The sequence below is a fragment of the Cupriavidus cauae genome, from assembly GCF_026210475.1.
GTDB classification, from domain to species: Bacteria; Pseudomonadota; Gammaproteobacteria; order Burkholderiales; family Burkholderiaceae; genus Cupriavidus; species Cupriavidus cauae.
Map to the genome: position 1 here is coordinate 1,596,628 of NZ_CP080294.1, position 20,527 is coordinate 1,617,154.

General features: G+C 68.7%; 15 protein-coding genes. 10 read left to right on the top strand and 5 right to left on the bottom strand.

What is annotated here, in order from left to right; genetic code table 11:
* The first annotated feature begins 127 nt into the window (after positions 1 to 127).
* On the top strand, positions 128 to 1,189 hold the full coding sequence (locus KZ686_RS22345; RefSeq protein WP_265633714.1) for a cyclase family protein: 1,062 nt from the start codon (positions 128 to 130) through the stop codon (positions 1,187 to 1,189).
* Between the two features lie 99 nt (positions 1,190 to 1,288).
* A complete protein-coding gene (locus KZ686_RS22350) occupies positions 1,289 to 2,296 on the top strand; it encodes a tripartite tricarboxylate transporter substrate binding protein (protein WP_226106077.1) in 1,008 nt (335 codons plus the stop codon).
* A gap of 37 nt (positions 2,297 to 2,333) precedes the next feature.
* Here the strand turns inward: KZ686_RS22350 and KZ686_RS22355 are convergent, their stop codons facing one another.
* From KZ686_RS22355 to KZ686_RS22365, 3 genes are read right to left on the bottom strand one after another with little or no spacing between them, the layout of a single operon-like run.
* Positions 2,334 to 3,350, bottom strand: a complete 1,017-nt coding sequence (locus tag KZ686_RS22355) for a tripartite tricarboxylate transporter substrate binding protein (protein WP_265633715.1) — start codon at positions 3,348 to 3,350, stop codon at positions 2,334 to 2,336.
* Positions 3,351 to 3,404: 54 nt separating this feature from the next.
* Positions 3,405 to 3,866: a MaoC family dehydratase gene (locus tag KZ686_RS22360; protein ID WP_226106075.1), complete on the bottom strand. Its 462-nt coding sequence runs from the start codon at positions 3,864 to 3,866 to the stop codon at positions 3,405 to 3,407.
* On the bottom strand, positions 3,863 to 5,128 hold the full coding sequence (locus KZ686_RS22365; RefSeq protein WP_265633716.1) for a CaiB/BaiF CoA transferase family protein: 1,266 nt from the start codon (positions 5,126 to 5,128) through the stop codon (positions 3,863 to 3,865). Before KZ686_RS22365 ends, KZ686_RS22360 begins: the two co-directional genes overlap by 4 nt.
* 99 nt (positions 5,129 to 5,227) lie before the next feature.
* On the opposite strand from KZ686_RS22365, the gene KZ686_RS22370 reads away from it, so the two are divergent.
* From KZ686_RS22370 to fdhF, 4 genes are all read left to right on the top strand, one after another.
* Positions 5,228 to 6,118 (top strand): LysR family transcriptional regulator, encoded by an 891-nt coding sequence (locus KZ686_RS22370; protein ID WP_265633717.1) that lies wholly within the window; start codon positions 5,228 to 5,230, stop codon positions 6,116 to 6,118.
* 408 nt (positions 6,119 to 6,526) lie between these two features.
* Positions 6,527 to 7,846 carry an oxalate/formate MFS antiporter gene (oxlT, locus tag KZ686_RS22375; RefSeq protein WP_226106070.1) on the top strand — a complete coding sequence of 440 codons (1,320 nt, stop codon included), beginning with the start codon at positions 6,527 to 6,529 and terminating at the stop codon, positions 7,844 to 7,846.
* A 159-nt stretch (positions 7,847 to 8,005) separates the two neighbouring features.
* The gene (locus tag KZ686_RS22380) at positions 8,006 to 9,715 is read left to right on the top strand and encodes an NADH-ubiquinone oxidoreductase-F iron-sulfur binding region domain-containing protein (protein ID WP_265635371.1); all 1,710 of its coding nucleotides are present in this window, start codon (positions 8,006 to 8,008) and stop codon (positions 9,713 to 9,715) included.
* 78 nt (positions 9,716 to 9,793) lie between these two features.
* Positions 9,794 to 12,616 (top strand): formate dehydrogenase subunit alpha, encoded by a 2,823-nt coding sequence (gene fdhF, locus KZ686_RS22385; RefSeq protein WP_265633718.1) that lies wholly within the window; start codon positions 9,794 to 9,796, stop codon positions 12,614 to 12,616.
* A gap of 121 nt (positions 12,617 to 12,737) precedes the next feature.
* Here the strand turns inward: fdhF and KZ686_RS22390 are convergent, their stop codons facing one another.
* Together KZ686_RS22390 and KZ686_RS22395 are read right to left on the bottom strand one after the other, a co-directional pair.
* The gene (locus KZ686_RS22390) at positions 12,738 to 13,763 is read right to left on the bottom strand and encodes an alpha/beta fold hydrolase (protein ID WP_265633719.1); all 1,026 of its coding nucleotides are present in this window, start codon (positions 13,761 to 13,763) and stop codon (positions 12,738 to 12,740) included.
* Between the two features lie 223 nt (positions 13,764 to 13,986).
* Positions 13,987 to 14,586, bottom strand: coding sequence for a TetR/AcrR family transcriptional regulator (locus KZ686_RS22395; protein WP_150082528.1), 600 nt, complete (start codon positions 14,584 to 14,586; stop codon positions 13,987 to 13,989).
* 248 nt (positions 14,587 to 14,834) lie between these two features.
* Here KZ686_RS22395 and KZ686_RS22400 point away from each other — a divergent pair, with 248 nt between their 5' ends.
* The 4 genes from KZ686_RS22400 to hmgA all read left to right on the top strand — a co-directional run bounded on the left by KZ686_RS22400 (position 14,835) and on the right by hmgA (position 20,388).
* Entirely contained in the window at positions 14,835 to 15,236 is a 402-nt protein-coding gene (locus KZ686_RS22400) for a helix-turn-helix domain-containing protein (RefSeq protein ID WP_149316224.1), read from the top strand.
* A gap of 439 nt (positions 15,237 to 15,675) precedes the next feature.
* Positions 15,676 to 16,635, top strand: a complete 960-nt coding sequence (locus KZ686_RS22405) for an MBL fold metallo-hydrolase (RefSeq protein ID WP_149316223.1) — start codon at positions 15,676 to 15,678, stop codon at positions 16,633 to 16,635.
* A gap of 66 nt (positions 16,636 to 16,701) precedes the next feature.
* The gene (locus KZ686_RS22410; protein WP_265633720.1) at positions 16,702 to 18,987 is read left to right on the top strand and encodes an FAD-dependent monooxygenase; all 2,286 of its coding nucleotides are present in this window, start codon (positions 16,702 to 16,704) and stop codon (positions 18,985 to 18,987) included.
* Positions 18,988 to 19,059: 72 nt separating this feature from the next.
* Positions 19,060 to 20,388: a homogentisate 1,2-dioxygenase gene (hmgA, locus tag KZ686_RS22415; RefSeq protein WP_226106062.1), complete on the top strand. Its 1,329-nt coding sequence runs from the start codon at positions 19,060 to 19,062 to the stop codon at positions 20,386 to 20,388.
* Positions 20,389 to 20,527: the final 139 nt, after the last annotated feature.

The window sequence follows — 20,527 nt, forward strand, 5'->3', positions numbered from 1 at the left end:
TATTGAATAGTGAATCAGCCGGTTGACATTGTAAGGTCGGCGGCTAGAATTCGGAAGCGGTTTCGCTTTGCGCCGGCCTGATCGATGCGGCGAGCCGCGCGACGACAACGACATGGGGGACAAGCAGATGGCATCGCGATGGAAACGCCGGCCCGAGGGCTCGACATGGGGAGACTTCGGCGAGGACGATCAACTGGGCCGGCTGAACCTGCTGACGCCGGACAAGGTCAGGCAGGGCATGGCGGAGGTGCGCGAGGGCCTGTCGTTCTGCCTGAGCATGCCGCTGGATTTTCCGGGCGGCGCCGTGCTCAATCCGCGCCGCCATCCGCCGCGGCTGTCGCCGACGCTGCAGGACGGTTGCCCGTGCCTGAACTTTCCGCTTGCGCGCCTGGACGCGCGCAATACCGACGTGCTCAGCGATGACCAGGTCACGCTGGCGCTGCAGTACTCGACGCAGTGGGACTCGTTTGCCCATGTGGGCGCGTATTTCGACGTGATGGGCAACGGCGTCAGGGAGAAGGTCTACTACAACGGCTATCGCGCCAACGAACACGTGGTCGGCCCGCGCGACTACGGGCCCGATGGCGATGGCGATGGCGAGGGCGATGTCGATGTCCCCGGTCCGCACGGCGCGCATGCGCTGAGCGTCGCCAATATGGCGCGCAAGGCGATCCAGGGCCGCGCGGTGCTGGTCGACCTGAAGAAGCATTTCGGGCTCGAGCGGCACCATGTCGGCTACGACGACCTGATGCGCGTGCTCGATGCCGACGGCATCGCGATCGCGCCGGGCGACATGCTGGTGCTGCGCACCGGCTTCACCGAGGTGCTGGTCGGCATGAATCGCCAGCCCGATATCGACGTGCTGAACCGCACCGCCAGCGTGCTGGATGGCCGCGACGACGCGCTGCTGCAATGGATCACGGACAGCGGCGTGGCGGCGATCTGCGCGGACAACTATGCGGTCGAAGGGCTGCCCGCGCTGGAAACCACGCTGGGCCAGCGTCCGGCGCTGCCGCTGCACCAGCACTGCCTGTTCAAGCTCGGCGTGCCGCTGGCGGAGCTATGGTGGCTCGCGGAGCTGGCCGACTGGCTGCAGGCGCGCGGACGCTCCGCCTTCCTGCTGACGGCGCCGCCGCTCTACCTGCCCGGTGCGGTCGGTTCGCCGGTCACGCCGGTGGCGACGGTGTAGGCGGTGACGGTGTAGCGGGCGCGCAAGACGCAATAACCGCCAAACAAGCAAGAACCGCGGAAACCGCGGCGACTTCCAACAACGACACGGAGACAAACGATGAACCAGCATGCCTTGCGCGCTGGCGTGGCGGCGCTCGCCCTGGCGGCGACGCTGCTGCCCGGCGTCTGCACCGCCGCGCCCGCCGCGGCGTCCACCACGCAGGCGGACGGCTATCCCAACCGGCCGATCCGCATGATCATCGGCTTTCCGCCCGGCGGCCCGACCGATATCGTCGCGCGCGTCATCGGCCAGGCGCTGGGCGACAGGCTGGGCCAGCCGATCGTCGTCGAAAACCGGCCCGGTGCCGGCGGAAACATTGCCGCCGAGGCCGTGGCCAAGGCGCAGCCCGATGGCTACACCTTGCTCTACAACACCTCGTCGATCGCGATCGCGCCATGGGTCTATGCGCACGTGAACTACGACCCTGTCAAGGACTTCGCCCCGGTGGCGCTGACTGCCGAGATGCCGCTGGTGCTGATGGTCAATCCGTCGGTCCCGGCCAGGACGCCGAAGGATCTGGTGCAGCTGATCCGCAGCCGGCCGGGGCAATTGAACTACGGCTCGTCAGGGACCGGCGCGATCGAGCATCTGTCGTCGGCACAGTTCAACACGATGTTCCACCTCAAGGCGACCCATGTCCCGTACAAGGGCACCGCGCCGGCACTGGTGGACTTCCTGGCCGGCGAGACGCAATTCATGATGACCACGCTCAATACCGCGCTGCCGTATATCCGCGACGGCCGGCTCAAGGCGCTGGCCGTGACCTCGCGCCAGCGCACGGCCACGCTGCCGGACGTGCCGACCGTGGCCGAGGCGATGTCGGCGGACTACGCTTCCACCGCGTGGCAGGGCCTGGTCGCGCCGGCGAGGACGCCGGCCGCGGTGATCGGCAAGCTGAACCAGGCGGTCAACGCGGTGCTGGCCAACCCGGCGGTGCGCAAGGTGCTGGCCGAGCAGGGCGTGGATGCGCTCGGCGGCTCGCCGGAACGCTATGGCGCCTTCATCCAGTCGGAATATGCGCGCTGGCAGAGCGTGGTGAAGGCGTCGGGGGCGAAGATCGAGTAGGCGGGCCGCAGGCGTGGCGCCGGATCGCCGGATCCCTTCAATCCAGCGTCACGCCGGAATCGTGGATCACCTTGCGCCAGCGCTCGACCTCGGCGGCCAGATAGCTGCCATAGGCTTCCGGCGTGGAGCCGCGCGCTTCGGCGCCCTGGGCCGCCAGGCTCGCGCGGACTTCGGGCGCGGCCAGCGCCTTCACGGTGGCGGCGTTGAGCTTGCGCACGATCTCGGACGGGGTCTTCGCCGGGACCATCATGCCCTGCCAGGCGGCCACCTCGAAGCCCGGCATCACGGTCTCGGCCACCGTTGGCACATCGGGCAGCTGGGCATTGCGCTTCAGGCTCGTGACCGCCAGCGCGCGCAATTTCCTGTCGCGGATAAAGGGCAGCGACGAGTTGATGGTGTCGGCCATGAACTGCACCTGCCCGCCCGCCAGATCGGTCAGCGCGGGCGCGCTGCCCTTGTAGGGCGCGTGTACCGCGCGGATGCCGTTGGCCTGCAGGAACAGGAAGGCGGCCAGATGCGTGACATTGCCATTGCCGGCCGAGCCGTAGGTCAGCTTGTCGGGCTGGGCCTTCGCATACTGGATGAATTCCTGCAGGTTTCCGACCGGCACCTGCGCGTTGACCTCGATCACCAGCGGCACCGCGGCCGTCAGCGCCACCGGCGCGAAATCGCGGCGGCCGTCGTAGCTCAGCTTGCGGTAGAGCGTTGCGCTGAGGGCGATCGACGAGGTGTTGTAGAGCACCGTATAGCCATCGGCCGGCGCCTTGGCGACCAGCTCCGCGCCGATATTGCCGTTGGCGCCGGGGCGGTTGTCGACCAGTACCTGCTGGCCGAGCTCGTCGGACATCTGTTTGGCGATCACGCGCGCCACCAGGTCGGTCGGGCCGCCCGGCGGGAACGGCACCACCAGCTTGATCGGCCGCGAGGGAAAGCCGGCCGCGTGGTTGGCCGCATTGTCCGCCGCGTGTGCAGCGGCGGGGATGACGCTGAACGTGATGGCCGCGATCGTCGTCGCCATGGCGGCGAGCGCGCCGGCGATGGGCTTGGCATGCATGGTGGTCTCCTCCGCGCGGCGTCCGGCCGCGTCGATTTTGTTCGTGGGGGTGGATCAGCGTCCGGCCAGCAGGCGCCGGGCGGTATAGGTCATCACGTTCTCGTTGCGCTGGTTGTAGACCTCGATCAGCGAATCGACAACGGCGCGCCCGCTCTTCGAGGTCGGCCGGATGCCTGTGACCTTGACCGTCGCCCAGATCGTGTCGCCGACCACCACCGGACCGTGGATCTTCTGCGTCAGCTCCAGCATCGCCAGGCCAGTGCCCTGGATCATCGTCTGCAGGATGAAGCCTTCGATCAGCGCATAGGTCAGCGCGCCGGGCACCGGCCGCCCGCGAATCGCGCCGGCGTCGTAGCCATCCTCGATGAAGATCGCTTCCAGCATGCCGGTGACGCCGATGAAATTGACGAGGTCGGTTTCGGTGACCGTGCGGCGGAAGGTGCGGAAAGTCTGTCCCTCCTCGAGGTCTTGCCAATGGAAGCCCTGGCCGAGGCGGGGCAGGTTGTCGTGGTTCATCGCGTCTCCTGATGGGGGATCTCGTTACCTGGATTGGCCGCGGCATCGCCGGCGGGCTGGATTGCCATGCAGCGGGTCGCGCCGCTTGTCAACATCGCATCGAGTTCGGCGGCCGTGACACCGGCGCTGGTCAGTACCGCGGCCGTGTGCTCGCCCAACCGCGGCGGCATGCCGATCGGCGTGCGCGCTCCGTCGAAGCGCACCGGCGCGCCGGGAAAGCGCAGCGTGCCCATCGCGGGATCGTGCAGCGAGGCGAAAAACCCGGTGGCCCGCAGATGCGGATCGTCGGGCAGCTCGGACAAGGTATTGACCTTCGCCACCGGAATCTGCAGCGCTTCGCAGACGCCGAGCCAGTGCGCGGTGGTTTGCTGCCGCACGATCTCGCCGGTGATGTCGTACAGCGCCTCGATATGCGTCGTGCGCGCGGCGATGCCGGCAAAGCGAGGATCGGCGGCCAGGTCCGGCCTTTGCGCTGCCGTGAAGAAGTCGCGCCAGTGCCCGTCGGTGTACGGCATCATGCAGACGTGGCCGTCGGCGGTGCGATAGGGCCGGCGCAGCGGCGCGAGCACGCGCGGATAGCCGGCCGGGCCGCGCGGCGGATCGAAATGCAGGCCGTACAGATGCTCGACCAGGTTGAAGGCGGCCATCGATTCGAACATCGGCACCTCGACGAGCGTGCCGCGCTGCTCGCGCTGCCGGCGTTGCCCGCGTCCCGCCAGCGCGGCGCAGATGGACAACGCCGCGATCAGGCCGCAGGTCTTGTCCGCGGCGATGGTCGGGAAATAACGCGCGTCGCCGGTCTGCTCCGCCATCAGGGCCGCATTGCCGGCCAGGCCCTGGATGATGTCGTCGTAGGCCGGCTTGCCGCCGTAGGGGCCGTCCTCGCCAAAACCGAGCAGGCTGGTATAGACCATGGCCGGATGGCGCGCCATCACGTCCGCCGGCGCCAGGCCCAGCGCCGCCAGCTTCTGCGGCCGCATGCTGTGCATCAGCACGTCCGCGGTGGCGAGCAGCCTTTCCATCGCGGCCTGCGCCGCCGGCTGCTTCAGGTCCAGCACGACGCTGCGCTTGCCGCGATTGACCCCGAGAAAGATCGCGGCCATGCCGTCCTCGGCGGCCGGTCCGGTGTGCCGGGTGGAATCGCCGTCGGGCGTCTCGATCTTGATCACTTCCGCGCCCAGGTCCGCCAGCCACTGGCTGGCGTATGGGCCCATCACCACGGTGGAAAGGTCCACCACGCGGATGCCTGCGAGAGGCAGCATGCCCTGTCTCCGTCTCGTTGTTTTGCCCGCAGGGTAGGGCAGGGCGCACGGCGGGTCTAATATTAGTTTTTTGAGAAGCGATATCGAGGAGATATCACGATGGATCTGCGTCAACTGCAGCAGTTCGTGGTGCTGGCCGAGACCGGCAACTTCCATCGCGCCGCCGAGCAGCTGCATATGGCGCAGCCGCCCTTGTCGATATCGATCCGCAAGCTCGAGGAGGACATGGGCACGGCGCTGTTCGAGCGCACCTCCCGCGGCGTGCGGCTGACGCAGGCCGGCGAGGCCGCGCTGCACGATGCGCGCCGCTCGCTGTTCCATGCCGCGCAGGCGCGCGCGGCCGCCGCTGCCGCGGCCAATGGCGAACGCGGCGCGCTGCGCATGGGCTTCATCGGCTCGGCCACCTATGCGTTGCTGCCGAAGCTGATCCCGGCGTTTCGCGCCGCGCATCCCGGCATCGAGCTGGTGCTGCACGAATCGACGACGGCCGCGATCCTGCAGCGGCTGGAGAACCGCCAGCTCGACGCGGGTCTGGTGCGCTTCCCCGTGCTGAGCACCGGCGACTTCGTGCTGACGCCGCTGGAGAACGATGGCTTCGTGGCCGCGGTGTCGGCCGACAGCCCGCATGCGCGCGGCCGTTCCATTGCCTTGCAGGCCCTCGCCGGCGAGGACTTCATCATGTTTTCCGGCGCCGAGGTGCCGAGCCTGCGCGCCGTCGCGATGCTGCTGTGCCAGGAGGCCGGCTTCGTGCCGCGCGTCGCGCAGGAGGCGGTGCAGGTGCAGACCATCGTCAGCCTGGTCGAAAGCGGGCTGGGCGTGGCACTGGTGCCCGGCGTGACCGCACGCCATACCAATCGGCGCGTGCGCTTTCTCAATCTGTCGAGCCCGAAGCCGGCCGCGCGTATCGGCATCGCGCTGGCGACGCGTGCCGATGCGCAGGACCGCCAGGTACAGCGGTTGCTGCGTGTGGCGCGGGCCGCGGTGCGCTAGGGGTTCTCCCGTGCCGTCTGCGGGGGCCGGACCGATGCCGCCCGGCAGCGGCCACCACGCGCCGCTCGCCGTGCCGGCACGCCATTGATGCCGGGGCCTTGGCTAACTCCCTGATTTCCAGACGCTGTTCAGTCGGACCGCGGCGCGCTTGATGCGCGTCTCGCATCAATCGGCACGTGTGTGTCGAGCGGCGTTCCCGCGTCGCCTCGCGGCCCGCCGCGCACCGGCAGCACGCGAGGTCGCCAGGCCCGGTAAGCCACGGCAAAAACCCCTTGACTCGACTGATATACCACATACTGTATAGCACTAGACGGCAGCAGCGGACGTCCTTGCCGCCGCCGCATGAGAGGCGCCATCAGGCTCCCATTCCCAATCGACGCGGTTCCCCACCGCCGAAAAGGAGACACCATGGAACAACCGCAAGACGCGCAGCGTTCCCCCTTTGCTTCGCCATGGGTACAGCTGGCCTTCGGCGTCATCTGCATGGCGATGATCGCCAACATGCAGTACGGATGGACGCTGTTCGTCAATCCGATCGACGAGAAGCACCAATGGGGACGCACCGCGATCCAGGTTGCGTTCACGATCTTCGTGGTCACCGAGACCTGGCTGGTGCCGATCGAGGGCTATCTGGTCGACAAGTACGGGCCGCGGCCGGTGGTGGTCGGCGGCGGGCTGTTGTGCGGCGTGGCCTGGGTGCTGAACTCGATGGCCGAGTCGCTGCCGATGCTGTATTTCGCCGCGGCGGTCGGCGGCGTCGGCGCCGGCGCGGTCTACGGCACTTGTGTGGGCAACGCGCTGAAGTGGTTCCCGAACCGGCGCGGGCTGGCGGCGGGCATTACCGCGGCGGGGTTTGGCGCCGGCTCTGCGCTGACCGTGGTGCCGATCGCCTACGTGATCAAGAACAGCGGCTACGAGGCGGCGTTCCTGTGGTTCGGCCTGGGGCAGGGCCTGGTGGTGTTCTTCCTCGGCATGGCGCTGTATCCGCCGTCGGCGAAGATCCTCGACGAGGTCAAGAGCACGCTGAAGGCCGCGGCCACCTACAACGCCTCGCCGCGCCAGGTGCTGGCCTCGCCGATCTTCTGGATCATGTACGCGATGTTCGTGATGATGGCCGCCGGCGGGCTGATGGCCACCGCGCAGCTCGGCCCGATCGCCAAGGACTTTGGTCTCGACAACACGCCGGTGTCGATCCTCGGGCTGACGCTGCCGGCGCTGACCTTCGCGCTGACGATCGACCGCGTGCTGAATGGTCTCACGCGTCCGTTCTTCGGCTGGGTCTCCGACAATATCGGCCGCGAGAACACCATGTTCATCGCCTTCGCGGTCGAAGCCGTCGGCATCCTGCTGCTGTCGAAGTATGGCCATCATCCGGTCGCCTTCGTGGTGCTGACCGGCGTGGTGTTCTTCGCCTGGGGCGAGATCTACAGCCTGTTCCCGGCCACCTGCGGCGACACCTTCGGGCCGAAGTTCGCCGCCACCAATGCCGGCCTGCTGTACACGGCCAAGGGCACGGCCGCCTTGCTGGTGCCGTTCAGCAGCGTGATCACGGCGGCCACCGGCGACTGGCATGCGGTCTTCATGCTGGCCTCCGGCATGGCGGCGTTCTCGGCCTTGCTGGCGGTGTTCGTGCTCAAGCCGATGCGCGAGGCCCATATCCGCAAGCATGTGCATGCCAGCGCCGTTCACCCGATGGGCTTGCAGCCGGTGCCGGACGATCTGACGTAGCGGGGTCTGCAGCAAGGGCGGGCGCGCCCACCGTGATGCCGGTGGGCGCGGGAATCAGCAGCGGCGGCAGGGCCCGCGGCCGATGGCGCTATCATCGACCCGGCGGCGCCCCCCAACGCCGCTTCCCACAGGCATCCAGGACAACGAACAGAGATGACCATGAATCAGGTCGTGATCCCCATTCCGGTCGACAGCATCGGCCGGCAGCGCAAGCGCCGCCAGCCCAAGGGGCGGCAAGTCGACCCCGCCGCGCTCGCCGAGGTGCGCGCGCTGCTCGGCGAGGCGCCGCGCCGGCGCGATCTGCTGATCGAACACCTGCACGCGATCAACGATCGCTATGGGCAGCTCGCCGCGCCGCATCTGGCGGCATTGGCCGCCGAGATGAAGATGGCGCAGGCGGAGGTCTACGAGGTCGCGACCTTCTATCACCACTTCGACGTCGTGCGCGAGGATGCCGATGGCGCGATCGCGCCGCCGCCTGCGCTGACCGTGCGCGTTTGCGAGGGCATCGCCTGCGAGATGGCCGGCGCGCAATCGCTGCTCGACAAACTGCCTGCGCTGCTCGGCACCGACGTGCGCGTGGTCGCCGCGCCCTGCATCGGCCGCTGCGAGCGTGCGCCCGCGGCGCTGGTCGGACAGAATCCGGTCGACGTGGCCAGCGCGGAGGCGATCGTCGAACGCGTGGCCGCGGGCGCGGTGCGCCACGAGCCCGAGCCGTACGTCGACTACCAGGCGTATCGCGAGCAGGGCGGCTACCGGACCCTGCGCGCGGTGGCCGAAGGCGCGCTGTCCGCCGACGACGCCATCGCCACGATGGAGCATGCGGGACTGCGCGGCCTCGGTGGTGCCGGTTTCCCGGCGGGACGCAAATGGCGCATCGTGCGGGCCGAGGACGGCCCGCGCCTGATGGCCGTCAATATCGACGAAGGCGAGCCCGGCACCTTCAAGGACCGCTTCTATCTGGAGCGCGATCCGCATCGCTTCCTCGAAGGCATGCTGATCGCCGCCCGGGTCGTGCAGGTCGATGCGATCTATATCTACCTGCGCGACGAGTACGCCGGCTGCCGCGCGCTGCTGACCGAGGAACTGCGGCGGCTGCGCGAGGACCCGCCATGCGCGGACCTGCCGCCGATCGAGTTGCGGCGGGGCGCCGGCGCCTATATCTGCGGCGAAGAGTCCGCGATGATCGAATCGATCGAAGGCAAGCGCGGCTGGCCGCGGCTGCGCCCGCCCTATGTGGCGCAGGTCGGCCTGTTCGGCCGGCCGACGCTGGAGCACAACTTCGAGACGCTGTACTGGGTGCGCGACATCCTGGAACGAGGACCTGAGTGGTTCGCCGGGCAGGGCCGGCATGGACGCAAGGGACTGCGCTCGTTCTCGGTGTCGGGCCGCGTCAACAAGCCGGGCGTGCATCTGGCACCGGCCGGCATCACCATCACGGAGCTGATCGACGAGTATTGCGGCGGCATGCTCGATGGCCATCGTTTCTACGGCTACCTGCCGGGCGGCGCGTCGGGCGGCATCCTGCCCGCGTCGATGGGCGATATCCCGCTGGACTTCGACACGCTGCAGCCGCATGGCTGCTTCATCGGCTCGGCGGCAGTGGTGGTGCTGTCGGACCACGATCGCGCGGTCGACGTGGCGCGCAACCTGATGCATTTCTTCGCGCACGAGTCCTGCGGCCAATGCACGCCCTGCCGCGTCGGCACGGCCAAGGCCGTGCAGCTGATCGCGCAGCCGCAGTGGGACCGGGAGGCGCTGGCCGACCTGTCCGCGGTGATGCGCGATGCGTCGATCTGCGGGCTGGGGCAGGCCGCGCCCAATCCGATCGACTGCGTGATCCGCTATTTCCCGCACGAGCTGGCCTGAGCGCGAGCAGCCGCAACAAGCCGCAAGCAGCCCGAAGAAGCCGCCGTACGACAGATCCGACAGATCCAAGAGACCGCCATGAATGCATTGACCCGCGCCGAACGCGCCCTCGTCCAAGCCTCCGATCCCGCTTCGGTCGCCTTCCAGCTGAACGGCCGCGAGGTGGTGGCCGCGCCCGGCGAAACGCTGCTGCAGGTGGCCAGGCGCGAGGGCGTCGAGATTCCGCACCTGTGCTACAAGGACGGCCTGGAGCCGGCCGGCAACTGCCGCGCCTGCATGGTGGAGATCGATGGCGAGCGCGTGCTGGCGCCGTCGTGCTGCCGCCAGCCGGCGAACGGCATGAAGGTGCAGACCGATTCGCCGCGCGCGCGCAAGGCGCAGAGCATGGTGCTCGAGCTGCTGCAGTCCGACATGCCCGAGACCGCGTACACGCGCGACAGCGAACTGGACCAGTGGTCTGCGCGCCTCGAGATCGGCAAGCCGCGCTTTGCGCCGCGCGCACCCGTGGCGCCCGATCTGTCGCATCCGGCCATCGCGGTCAATCTCGATGCCTGCATCCAGTGCACGCGCTGCCTGCGCGCCTGCCGCGACGAGCAGGCCAACGACGTGATCGGCATCGCGCTGCGCGGCGCCGACGCGAAGATCGTGTTCGACATGGACGATCCGATGGGCACGTCGACCTGCGTCGCCTGCGGCGAATGCGTGCAGGCCTGCCCGACCGGCGCGCTGATGCCGGCGCGCGCCGCCGCGCTGGCGGTGCCTGACAAGCAGGTGCAATCGGTCTGCCCATATTGCGGTGTCGGCTGCCAGCTGACCTATCACGTCAAGGACAACCGCATCCAGTACGTGGAAGGGCGCGATGGCCCGGCCAATCACGCGCGGCTCTGCGTCAAGGGCCGCTACGGCTTCGACTACGCCGCGCACCCGCACCGGCTGACGGTGCCGCTGGTGCGCCGAGAGGGCGTGCCCAAGCGCGGCGATGCGGTGATGGACCCCGAGCGCGTGATGGAGGTGTTCCGCGAGGCGACGTGGGAGGAAGCGCTGGCGCTTGCCGGCGGCGGCCTCGCGCGCATTCGCGATACCCACGGCAAGCGCGCGCTGGCCGGTTTCGGCTCGGCCAAGGGCAGCAACGAGGAGGCCTATCTGTTCCAGAAGCTGGTGCGGACCGGCTTCGGCAGCAACAACGTCGACCATTGCACGCGGCTGTGCCACGCCTCGTCGGTGGCGGCATTGCTCGAGGGGATCGGCTCGGGCGCGGTGTCCAACCCGGTGATCGATGTCGGCAAGGCCGAGGTCGTGATCCTGATCGGCGCCAATCCGACCGTCAATCATCCGGTCGCGGCCACCTGGATCAAGAACGCGGTGCGCAACGGCACCAAGCTGATCGTCGCCGATCCGCGGCGCTCGGACCTGGCGCGCTTCGCCTATCGCTTCCTGCAATTCCAGCCGGATACCGACGTCGCGCTGCTCAACGCGATGATGCATGTGATCGTCACCGAAGGACTGGTCGATCGCGACTTCATCGAGAGCCGCACGATCGGCTACGAGGAACTCGAGCGCAATGTGGCCGCCTACAGCCCCGAGGCGATGGCGCCGATCTGCGGCATCGACGCCGAGACGATCCGCCATGTCGCGCGGCTCTACGCGACAGCGGGCAGCGCGATGATCCTGTGGGGCATGGGCGTGTCGCAGCACGTGCATGGCACCGACAATGCGCGCTGCCTGATCGCGCTGGCGCTGATGACCGGCCAGATCGGCCGGCCCGGCACCGGCCTGCATCCGCTGCGCGGCCAGAACAATGTGCAGGGCGCCTCGGACGCCGGGCTTATTCCGATGATGTATCCGGACTACCGGCGCGTCGACGATGCCGACGCCGCGTCGCGATTCGAGGCGCTATGGGGCACGCCGCTCGATCGCCAGCCGGGTTTGACGGTGGTCGAGGTGATGCAGGCCATCGAACGCGGCGAGGTGCGCGGCATGTACATCATGGGCGAGAACCCGGCGATGTCGGACCCCGACGCGCAGCATGCGCGCGAGGCGCTGGCCGCGCTCGATCATCTGGTGGTGCAGGACATCTTCCTGACCGAGACCGCCTATCTCGCCGACGTGGTGCTGCCGGCCTCGGCCTTCCCCGAGAAGACCGGCACCTTCACCAATACCGACCGCATCGTGCAGCTCGGCCGGCAGGCCATCGACCCGCCGGGACAGGCGCGCCAGGACCTGTGGATCATCCAGCAGATGGCCGCGCAGTTGGGCCTGGACTGGCGCTACGGCGACGTGGCCGAGGTTTTCGACGAAATGCGGCTGGCGATGCCGAGCATCGCAGGCATCACCTGGGAGCGGCTGCAACGCGAACACGCGGTCACCTACCCGTGCCGCGCCGAAGGCGATGCCGGCGAGCCGGTGATCTTCACCGACGACTTCCCCACGCCGACGGGGCGCGCGCGCTTCGTGCCGGCCGATATCGTGCCCGCGGCCGAACGGCCGGATCAGGACTATCCGTTCGTGCTGATCACCGGGCGCCAGCTCGAACACTGGCACACCGGCAGCATGACGCGCAGGGCGGGGGTGCTCGATGCGCTCGAGCCCGACCCGACCGCGCTGGTCCATCCGCTCGATCTGGCGCAGTGGGGCGGCAAGCCCGGCGACGTCATCACGCTGGCGTCGCGCCGCGGCGAGGTTGCGCTGTATGCGCGCGCCGACGAGGGCACGCCGCGCGGCGCGGTGTTCGTGCCGTTCTGCTATTACGAGGCGGCGATCAACAAGCTGACCAATTCGGCGCTCGATCCGTTCGGCAAGATCCCGGAGTTCAAGTACTGCGCGATCCGGGTGACGCTGGGTGGCACACCGCCGGAGCAGTCGAGCTATGGGGGCGGGCAAATCCTGGCGCGGGCCGGCTGAGGGATCGACACGACGGACTCCATCGACCCCAGGTTCGAGTTCGAGTTCGAGGCTGGCGCGGCGCGGGTCCTGCGACGCACGCGCAACGGCATGGCGCAGAGGCGGCCCGTAAGGGTCGGAATCAGCGGGCCACGCCAAAGTCTTCGGTTCGCACCGCCGAGCGTACCGTCCGCTCGGCATGCTGCGGCGGTATCGCGGCAGCGGGCGCGCCGCGGGACAACAGGCGCTGCGCGAGGAAGGCGACGACCTGATCGATCACGCCCGCATCGCGCAGGATGCGCCGATGGCCCAGGCCCTCGGTGGTCAGCAGCGTGGCGCCGGGCCACGAACCGGCGATCGCGGCGCCGTCTTCCCAGCGCACCTCCTTGTCGTGGCGATCGTGGACGACCAGCGTCGGCGGCACTGGGCGGCAGCGGCCGATATCGGGCACGTTGAACGCACCCCATGGCATGCCGAGCCACTGTTCGCTGTTGCGCTGCACGCGCGCCAGTACCGCGGGCGCGACGCCGAGCTGCCAGGCCAGCGTGGCCGAGGCGTGGCGCATGTCGGCGGGCGCGCCGATCAGCACCGCGGCCGCGGCGGGCAGCCCTTCGCGCAGCGCCAGCGCCGCCGCGGCCGAGCCCAAGGAATGCGCGACCACCGCATGGATCGGCCCGGCGTGCCAGGCGGCCGCCAGCAGCGCGCGCGACATCTCGATCAGCGAGCTTTGACCGGGGCCCAGCGCACCCGCATCGGAGGCGCCGTGCGACAGCGCGTCGAAAGCGACCACGCGATGACCGGCGGCGAGCAGCGCGGGCACCAGCGCCTGCCAGTGCGCGGCATTGCCGCCCCAGCCGTGCGCCAGCAGCACCGCCGGGCCTTCGCCGTGCCAGCGGTAGACGCGCACGCGGCGCGTCGCGCCGCCGCCAGTGACCAGCGCCCAATCGGCGCGCGCCCCGGCGAGGAAGGCCTGCCCGGCGGCATCGACGTTCGCGTCCGGCACGCCGAACCACGCCCGTTCGAAGGCGCGCGCGGTCTGCTCGGGAAACAGCGCCGACGCGGTCTGCCAGCGCAGGCGCCGCCATGCCAGGCCGGCCTGCGCCAGCCGCGCGGCGATCTGGCCCGGTGCGGCCTGGCCGGGGCGAAGGGGAGACAGGGCCTGTGTCACGATATTCACTCCGTTTGCGGTTCCATCCCCAACCCGTCGACCTCGCTGCGCGGCCCCCTCGTGCTGCTCTCGGGCCTCGATAAGACCGACCGGTCGTGCTATTTATCGGCGAAAACATTGCCGAGGAAAAACGTTGCCTCGGGGGACCAGCGCAAACGTTCGGCGCGTGCGGCCTATCCGGCTTGCGGGCGTCCTGTGCGGCCCTGTGCGGTCCTTGTGCGGCCTATGCCGCCGCGCGTTTGCCTCTCGTGACCAGCGAATGGAAGGCGCGGCGCGCCATCGCCTGCGCATCCGCGCGTCCGAGCATCTTCAGCGATTGCTGGAAGGCCATCACGATGCCGGCCATCTCGAAGGCAATCTGGCGCGGTTCCTCGTCCGCGCCCAGGCTGCCGTCCTGAATGGCGTCCGACGCGACGCGGACCACGATGCCGTTCCAGTCCTTCAGCGCGCGGACCAGCATGTCGCGGATCACGCCGGGCCGGTCGCGATACTCCTGGCCCAGCGCCATGAACAGGCAGCGGCCGCCGGAGTCGGTGCTGCCGATCCATTCGAGCTGCCCTTCGAACAGCGCGCGCAGGCGCGGTATGCCGCGCGGCTGGCGCAGCGCGGGCTGCACCACCATCGCCGTGAAGCGCTCGATCGCCAGTTCCAGCACTGCCTGCTGCAAGGCCTCCTTCGACTTGAAGTGCGCGTACAGGCCGCTCTTGGACATGTCCGTGCTGGCGGCCAGTTCCGCGAGCGACAGCTGCTCGAATCCGATCCGCGTCGCGGTATCGAATGCCTGAGCGATGATCGCGCTGCGCGTCAGATGGCCTTTTTGCATGCTCGGAAGAATAGCACGACCGGTCGGTCTGTCAAACCGAACTTGGCGCTAACGAGCCCTATTCGCTATTGTGGAAGCACGGGCACTTCAAAGGGCCCGATATCGCGACGGCAGGGCTGGAGGAAAGCCAACCGGCACAAACCGTGAATTCTGTAAAAGTGTTTCCCTGATTACATACGGAACGCGACGTGTGCTCTATACTCGAATGCACGTCCGCGCACTTTCTTTTTTGGTGACTGGAGACCGATATGAACAGTACAGCCGTGCCACGAGGCGCTAGCGAACCGTTCCGGCAACTGCGGGCATTGCGCCGAGCGCGCAAGCTCAAGCAGGAGGACGTCGCCCGCAAGGCCGGGATCTCCCGGGAGGCGTATCTGCGCGCGGAGTCGGGCCAGGCCGATCCGCGTATGTCTACCTTCCTGGCCGCCTGCGAGGCGCTCGGTCTGGAGGTGGTGCTTGCCCCCCAGCATCTGGCGCAGGACGTCAACGCCTTCATCGCCAGCCGCAACGGCGGCGTGACCGCGGCCTCGATGGCCGGTCCGGCGGGCGGCGCATCGGCGTCCTCGGCTTCGTCCGCCTCCTCGGGCGGCGGCACGTCCGGCGCGGGTGGCATGGGCACCCCGCAGGGCGAAGGCCAGAAGCCGGTCTGATCCTGTCATCTTCCCCTTGCGGCCGGCGTTCGTCCGGCCGCTGGTTTTAGCGCCGCGCGGCCTCCGACCGCATCCGGCGTGACCGGGCGCGTTCGTCCAGGCGTCTTCGTCCGGTAGCACTTCCGCGTTCCCCTTCTCCGCCGTTTCTCCCGCGCTTCCGGTTCTCCGGCAAAAGCCGCCGTGCGCACATCGCCGTGCCGCCGCGGGCCCTTCACGTCTGTTCCCGTCGCCTTCCTCTACACCGCTGCCGGCTTTTCGGCCGAATCCGGATTGACACCTTTCGTATCGCTGATTACGATTCGGTAAATTCGTTTCACAATACGTAATTCATCGGCTGACCGCGGGTGACGCCGCGCCATGCGGCCTATGCTGGGAAATGCGCGTCGGCAGGCGCCGAACCACAGCCCAGACAGCACCAAGCAGAACGGAGACAAGCCCCATGTCCAAAGCCTTTGCGTCGCAAGCCGACCTCGAAGCGAAGCAGGTCACCTTCACCAGGCTGTCCGACAACGCCTACGCCTATACCGCCGAGGGCGATCCGAATTCGGGCGTGGTGATCGGCGACGACAGCGTGCTGATCGTGGACACCACCGCCACGCCCGCGATGGCGCAGGACCTGATCGCGCGCATCCGCACCGTCACCGACAAGCCGATCAAGCACGTGGTGCTGTCGCACTACCACGCGGTGCGCGTGCTGGGCGCGTCGGCCTATTTCAGCGAAGGCGCGCAGAACGTGATCGCCAGCCGCGGCACCTACGAGATGATCGTCGAGCGCGGCGAGGCGGACATGAAGTCCGAGATCGAGCGTTTTCCGCGGCTGTTCGCCGGCGTCGAGACCGTGCCGGGCCTGACGTGGCCGAACCTGGTGTTCGAGCGCGAGCTGACGCTGTTCCTCGGCAATCTGGAGGTCAAGATCCTGCATCTCGGCCCCGGCCACACGAAGGGCGATACCGTGGTGTGGATTCCGTCGCAGAAGATCCTGTTCTCCGGCGACCTGGTCGAGTACGACGCGGCCTGCTATTGCGGCGACGCGCAGCTCGAGGAGTGGCCGGCCACGCTGGACGCGCTGCGCGCGCTGCAGCCGCAGGCGCTGGTGCCGGGACGCGGTCCCGCGCTGACCACGCCGGAGCAGGTCGACAAGGGCCTCGCCTACACGCGCGATTTCGTCAGCACGCTGCTGCAGCGCGGCCGCGAGGCGGTGGCGCAGAAGCTCGACCTGAAGGGCGCGATGGCGCATACGCGCGCGGCGATGGACCCGAAGTTCGGCCACGTCTTCATCTACGAGCACTGCCTGCCGTTCGACGTGGCGCGCGCCTATGACGAGGCCAGCGGCATCAAGCATCCGCGCATCTGGACCGCGGAGCGCGACAAGGAAATGTGGGCCGCGCTGCAGGACTGAACCCCGGCGGCATGCTGGCCGCCGCAGTTCGCGGGACAGCGGGCGCGGCGGCGGGATGGAGACGACATGGAAACCCCAGCTCAGGCAAGCGAGAACGATCCGGCAAAGGACCGAGGCGCGGATCCGGCCCACTACGCGGCCCGCACCTTTGCTTACCGTCGCTGCGCGGAACAGCAGGCGGGCGTGCAGGCTGACGTGCAAGGGGGCTTGCAAGGGGGCGTGCAAGCGGATATGCAACCCGGCGTGCAACCCGGGGTGCAAGCGGATGTGCAAGCGCCGCTGCGGCCCGTGGTCGTGATCGGCGCCGGTCCCGTCGGCCTCGCCACCGCCATCGGCCTGGCCCAGCAGCAGGTGCCGGTAGTGCTGCTCGATGACGATTGCACGCTGGCCAGCGGTTCGCGCGCGATCTGCTTCGCCAAGCGCACGCTGGAGATCTTCGATCGCCTCGGCTGCGGCGAGCGGCTGGTCGACAAGGGCGTGCGCTGGCACGTCGGCCGCGTGTTCTTCGACCAGGAGCAGGTCTACAGCTTCGATCTGCTGCCCGAGAGCGGCCACCATCGTCCCGCCTTCATCAATCTTCAGCAGTACTACGTCGAGGGCTACCTGGTCGATCGCGCGGGCGAACTGCCCGGTCTCGAACTGCGCTGGCGCCATCGCGTCAGCGGCCTGCGGCAGGAGGCCGATCGGGTCGTGCTGACGGTATCGACGCCCGAGGGCGACTACACGATGGCGGCGCGCTACGTGGTGGTGGCCGACGGCGCGCGCAGTCCCGTGCGCCAGCTGATGGGGCTGCAAAGCCAGGGCCGGACCTTCCGCGACCGTTTCCTGATCGCCGACGTGCGGATGGCCGCCGGCTTCCCGGCCGAACGCTGGTTCTGGTTCGATCCGCCGTTCAACCGCAACCAGTCGGTGCTGCTGCACCGGCAGCCCGACAATATCTGGCGCATCGATTTCCAGCTGGGCTGGGATGCCGATCCCGAACAGGAACGCCAGCCCGAACGCGTGCTGCCGCGCCTGCGCGCGCTGCTCGGGCCGGACGCGCAGTTCGAGCTCGAATGGGTCAGCGTCTACACCTTCTCGTGCCAGCGCATGGAGCGCTTCCGCCACGGCCGCGTGCTGTTCGCCGGCGACGCGGCGCATCGCGTCTCGCCGTTCGGCGCGCGCGGCGCCAACAGCGGCGTGCAGGACGCGGAAAACCTGGCGTGGAAGCTGCGGCTGGTGCTGGCCGGGCTGGCGCCGGACGCGCTGCTCGACACCTATGCCAGCGAGCGCGAATACGCTGCCGACGAGAACATCCTGCATTCGACGCGCTCGACCGATTTCATCACGCCCAAGAGCGCCACCAGCCGCGTGTTTCGCGATGCGGTGCTGCGGCTCGCGCGCCAGCATCCGTTCGCGCGCCAGCTGGTCAACAGCGGCCGGCTGTCGACGCCGACCGTGCTGACGCCGTCGCCGCTGAACACGCCCGATACGGCGCCGTTCGGCGGCGCGATGGTGCCCGGTGCGGTCTGCGCCGATGCGCCGGTGCGCGTCATGGGCGAGGAAGGGCAGGGCACGGCAAGGCAGGGAAACGAGGCGCGGGGCGAGGGCTGGCTGCTGCCGCATCTCGGCAGCGACTTCACCGCGCTGGTGTTCGCCGACGCTCGGGGCCTGTCGCCGGCGGCGTGCGCGGCGCTGGAACAACTGAGCGCCGCGCCGGTGCCGGTCAAGGTGGTCTGCGTGATGCCGCCGACGCCATCGACGCAGCCCACGCCAACGTGCTCTCCAACGTCCTCGCCAACGCTCATGGCCACGCCGACGTCAACGCCGACGCCAACGTCAACGCCGACGCCGACGCCAACGTCAACGCCGATGCCAACGTCAACGCCGACGCCAACGCCGACTTTGCCGCGCGGCGCGGTAATCCTCGAAGACATCGACGGACTGGCCGCGCGCCGTTACGACGGCCAGCCCGGCACCTGCTATCTGCTGCGCCCCGACCAGCACGTCTGCGCACGCTGGCGCCAGGCCGAGCACGACGCGCTGCTGACCGCGCTGCGCCGCGCGCTCGGCATGCTCGACGTGCAATGGCGTGCGGCGCCGGCCGAGCCCGAGCCGCCGGCCGCGCAACTCGTCACCGAACCCAATCTCGCGCGGCCGGACGACGTCTACGAGTCGCTGCTGGAGATGCATCGCGATCTGAGCGATGCGCAAAGCCAGGCCGCCAACGCGCAGCTGATCCTGCTGCTGGCCAACCATATCGGCGACACCGCGGTGCTGCGCCAGGCGATGGCGCTCGCGCGCGCCGCCGTGCCGCCCGCGGTCCCCGACCCGCAAGGGGATGCCGCCGTGCCGATTCCGGTGCCGGCGTAAGCCGATCACCCAAGCCCATCCTTCTCCGAGAACCTTTCCGAGAACTTTTTCAGAACCTCTGTCAGGACCACCATGACCCAAGCACTACGCCAAGACACCGACGCCGGCGCGCTGCGCTACCAATCCGGCTTCGCCAACGAGTTCGCCACCGAGGCCCTGCCGGGCGCGCTGCCGGTCGGACAGAATTCGCCGCAGCGCGCGCCGTACGGCCTGTACGCCGAGCAGCTGTCGGGCACCGCCTTCACCGCGCCGCGCGCGCACAACCGCCGCTCGTGGCTGTACCGCATCCGCCCGGCGGCGATGCACGAGTCCTTCGTCAGGATCGAGCAATCGCGCATCGTCAGCCGCTTCGACGACGTCGCGCCGTCGCCGAACCAGATGCGCTGGAGCCCGCTGCCGATGCCCGATGCGCCCACTGACTTCATCGACGGCATCGTCACGATGGGCGGCAACGGCGGTCCGGAGGCGATGGTCGGCTGCGGCATCCACCTGTACCTGGCCAACCGCTCGATGCAGGGCCGCTTCTTCTACAACGCCGACGGCGAGATGCTGATCGTGCCGCAGCAGGGTCGGCTGCGCCTGGCCACCGAACTGGGCGTGCTCGAGGTCGAGCCGCAGGAGATCGTGGTGGTACCGCGCGGCGTGCGCTTCCGCGTCGATCTGCTCGACGGCGAGGCGCGCGGCTATATCTGCGAAAACTACGGCGCGCTGCTGAAGCTGCCCGACCTTGGCGTGATCGGCTCGAACGGCCTGGCCAATCCGCGCGACTTCCAGACCCCGGTGGCCTGGTACGAGGACGTCGAGGGCGATTTCGAGCTGGTGGCCAAGTTCCAGGGCAATCTGTGGCGCGCGAAGATCGATCATTCGCCGCTGGACGTGGTGGCCTGGCATGGCAACTACGCACCGTACAAATACGATCTGCGCCGCTTCAACACGATCGGCTCGATCAGCTTCGACCATCCGGACCCTTCGATCTTCCTGGTGCTGCACAGCCCGTCCGATACCGAGGGCGTCGACAACATCGACTTCGTGATCTTCGGCCCGCGTTGGCTGGCGATGGAGCACTCGTTCCGCCCGCCCTGGTTCCACCGCAATATCGCCAGCGAGTTCATGGGCCTGATCGAAGGCGTCTACGACGCCAAGGCCGAAGGGTTTGCCCCGGGCGGCGCGAGCCTGCACAACTGCATGAGCGGCCACGGCCCCGATGCGGAGACCTTCGCGCGCGCCACCGAGGCCGACACCACCAGGCCGCACCGCATCTCCGACACGATGGCCTTCATGTTCGAGACGCCGACGGTGATCCGGCCCACGCGCTACGCCGCCGAATCGGCCGCGCTGCAATCCGACTACCAGCACTGCTGGCAAGGGCTGAAAAAGCATTTCAACCCGAATCAGCGCTGACGATCGCGCGGCCCGGCATCGCACCACCTATCGCACGTATCGCACGTATCGCACGTATCGCAGGTATTGCAGGTATTGCAGGTATTGCAGGTATTGCACGTATCGCACGCAGCGAACGCAGCGACCTCCGAACACAGAA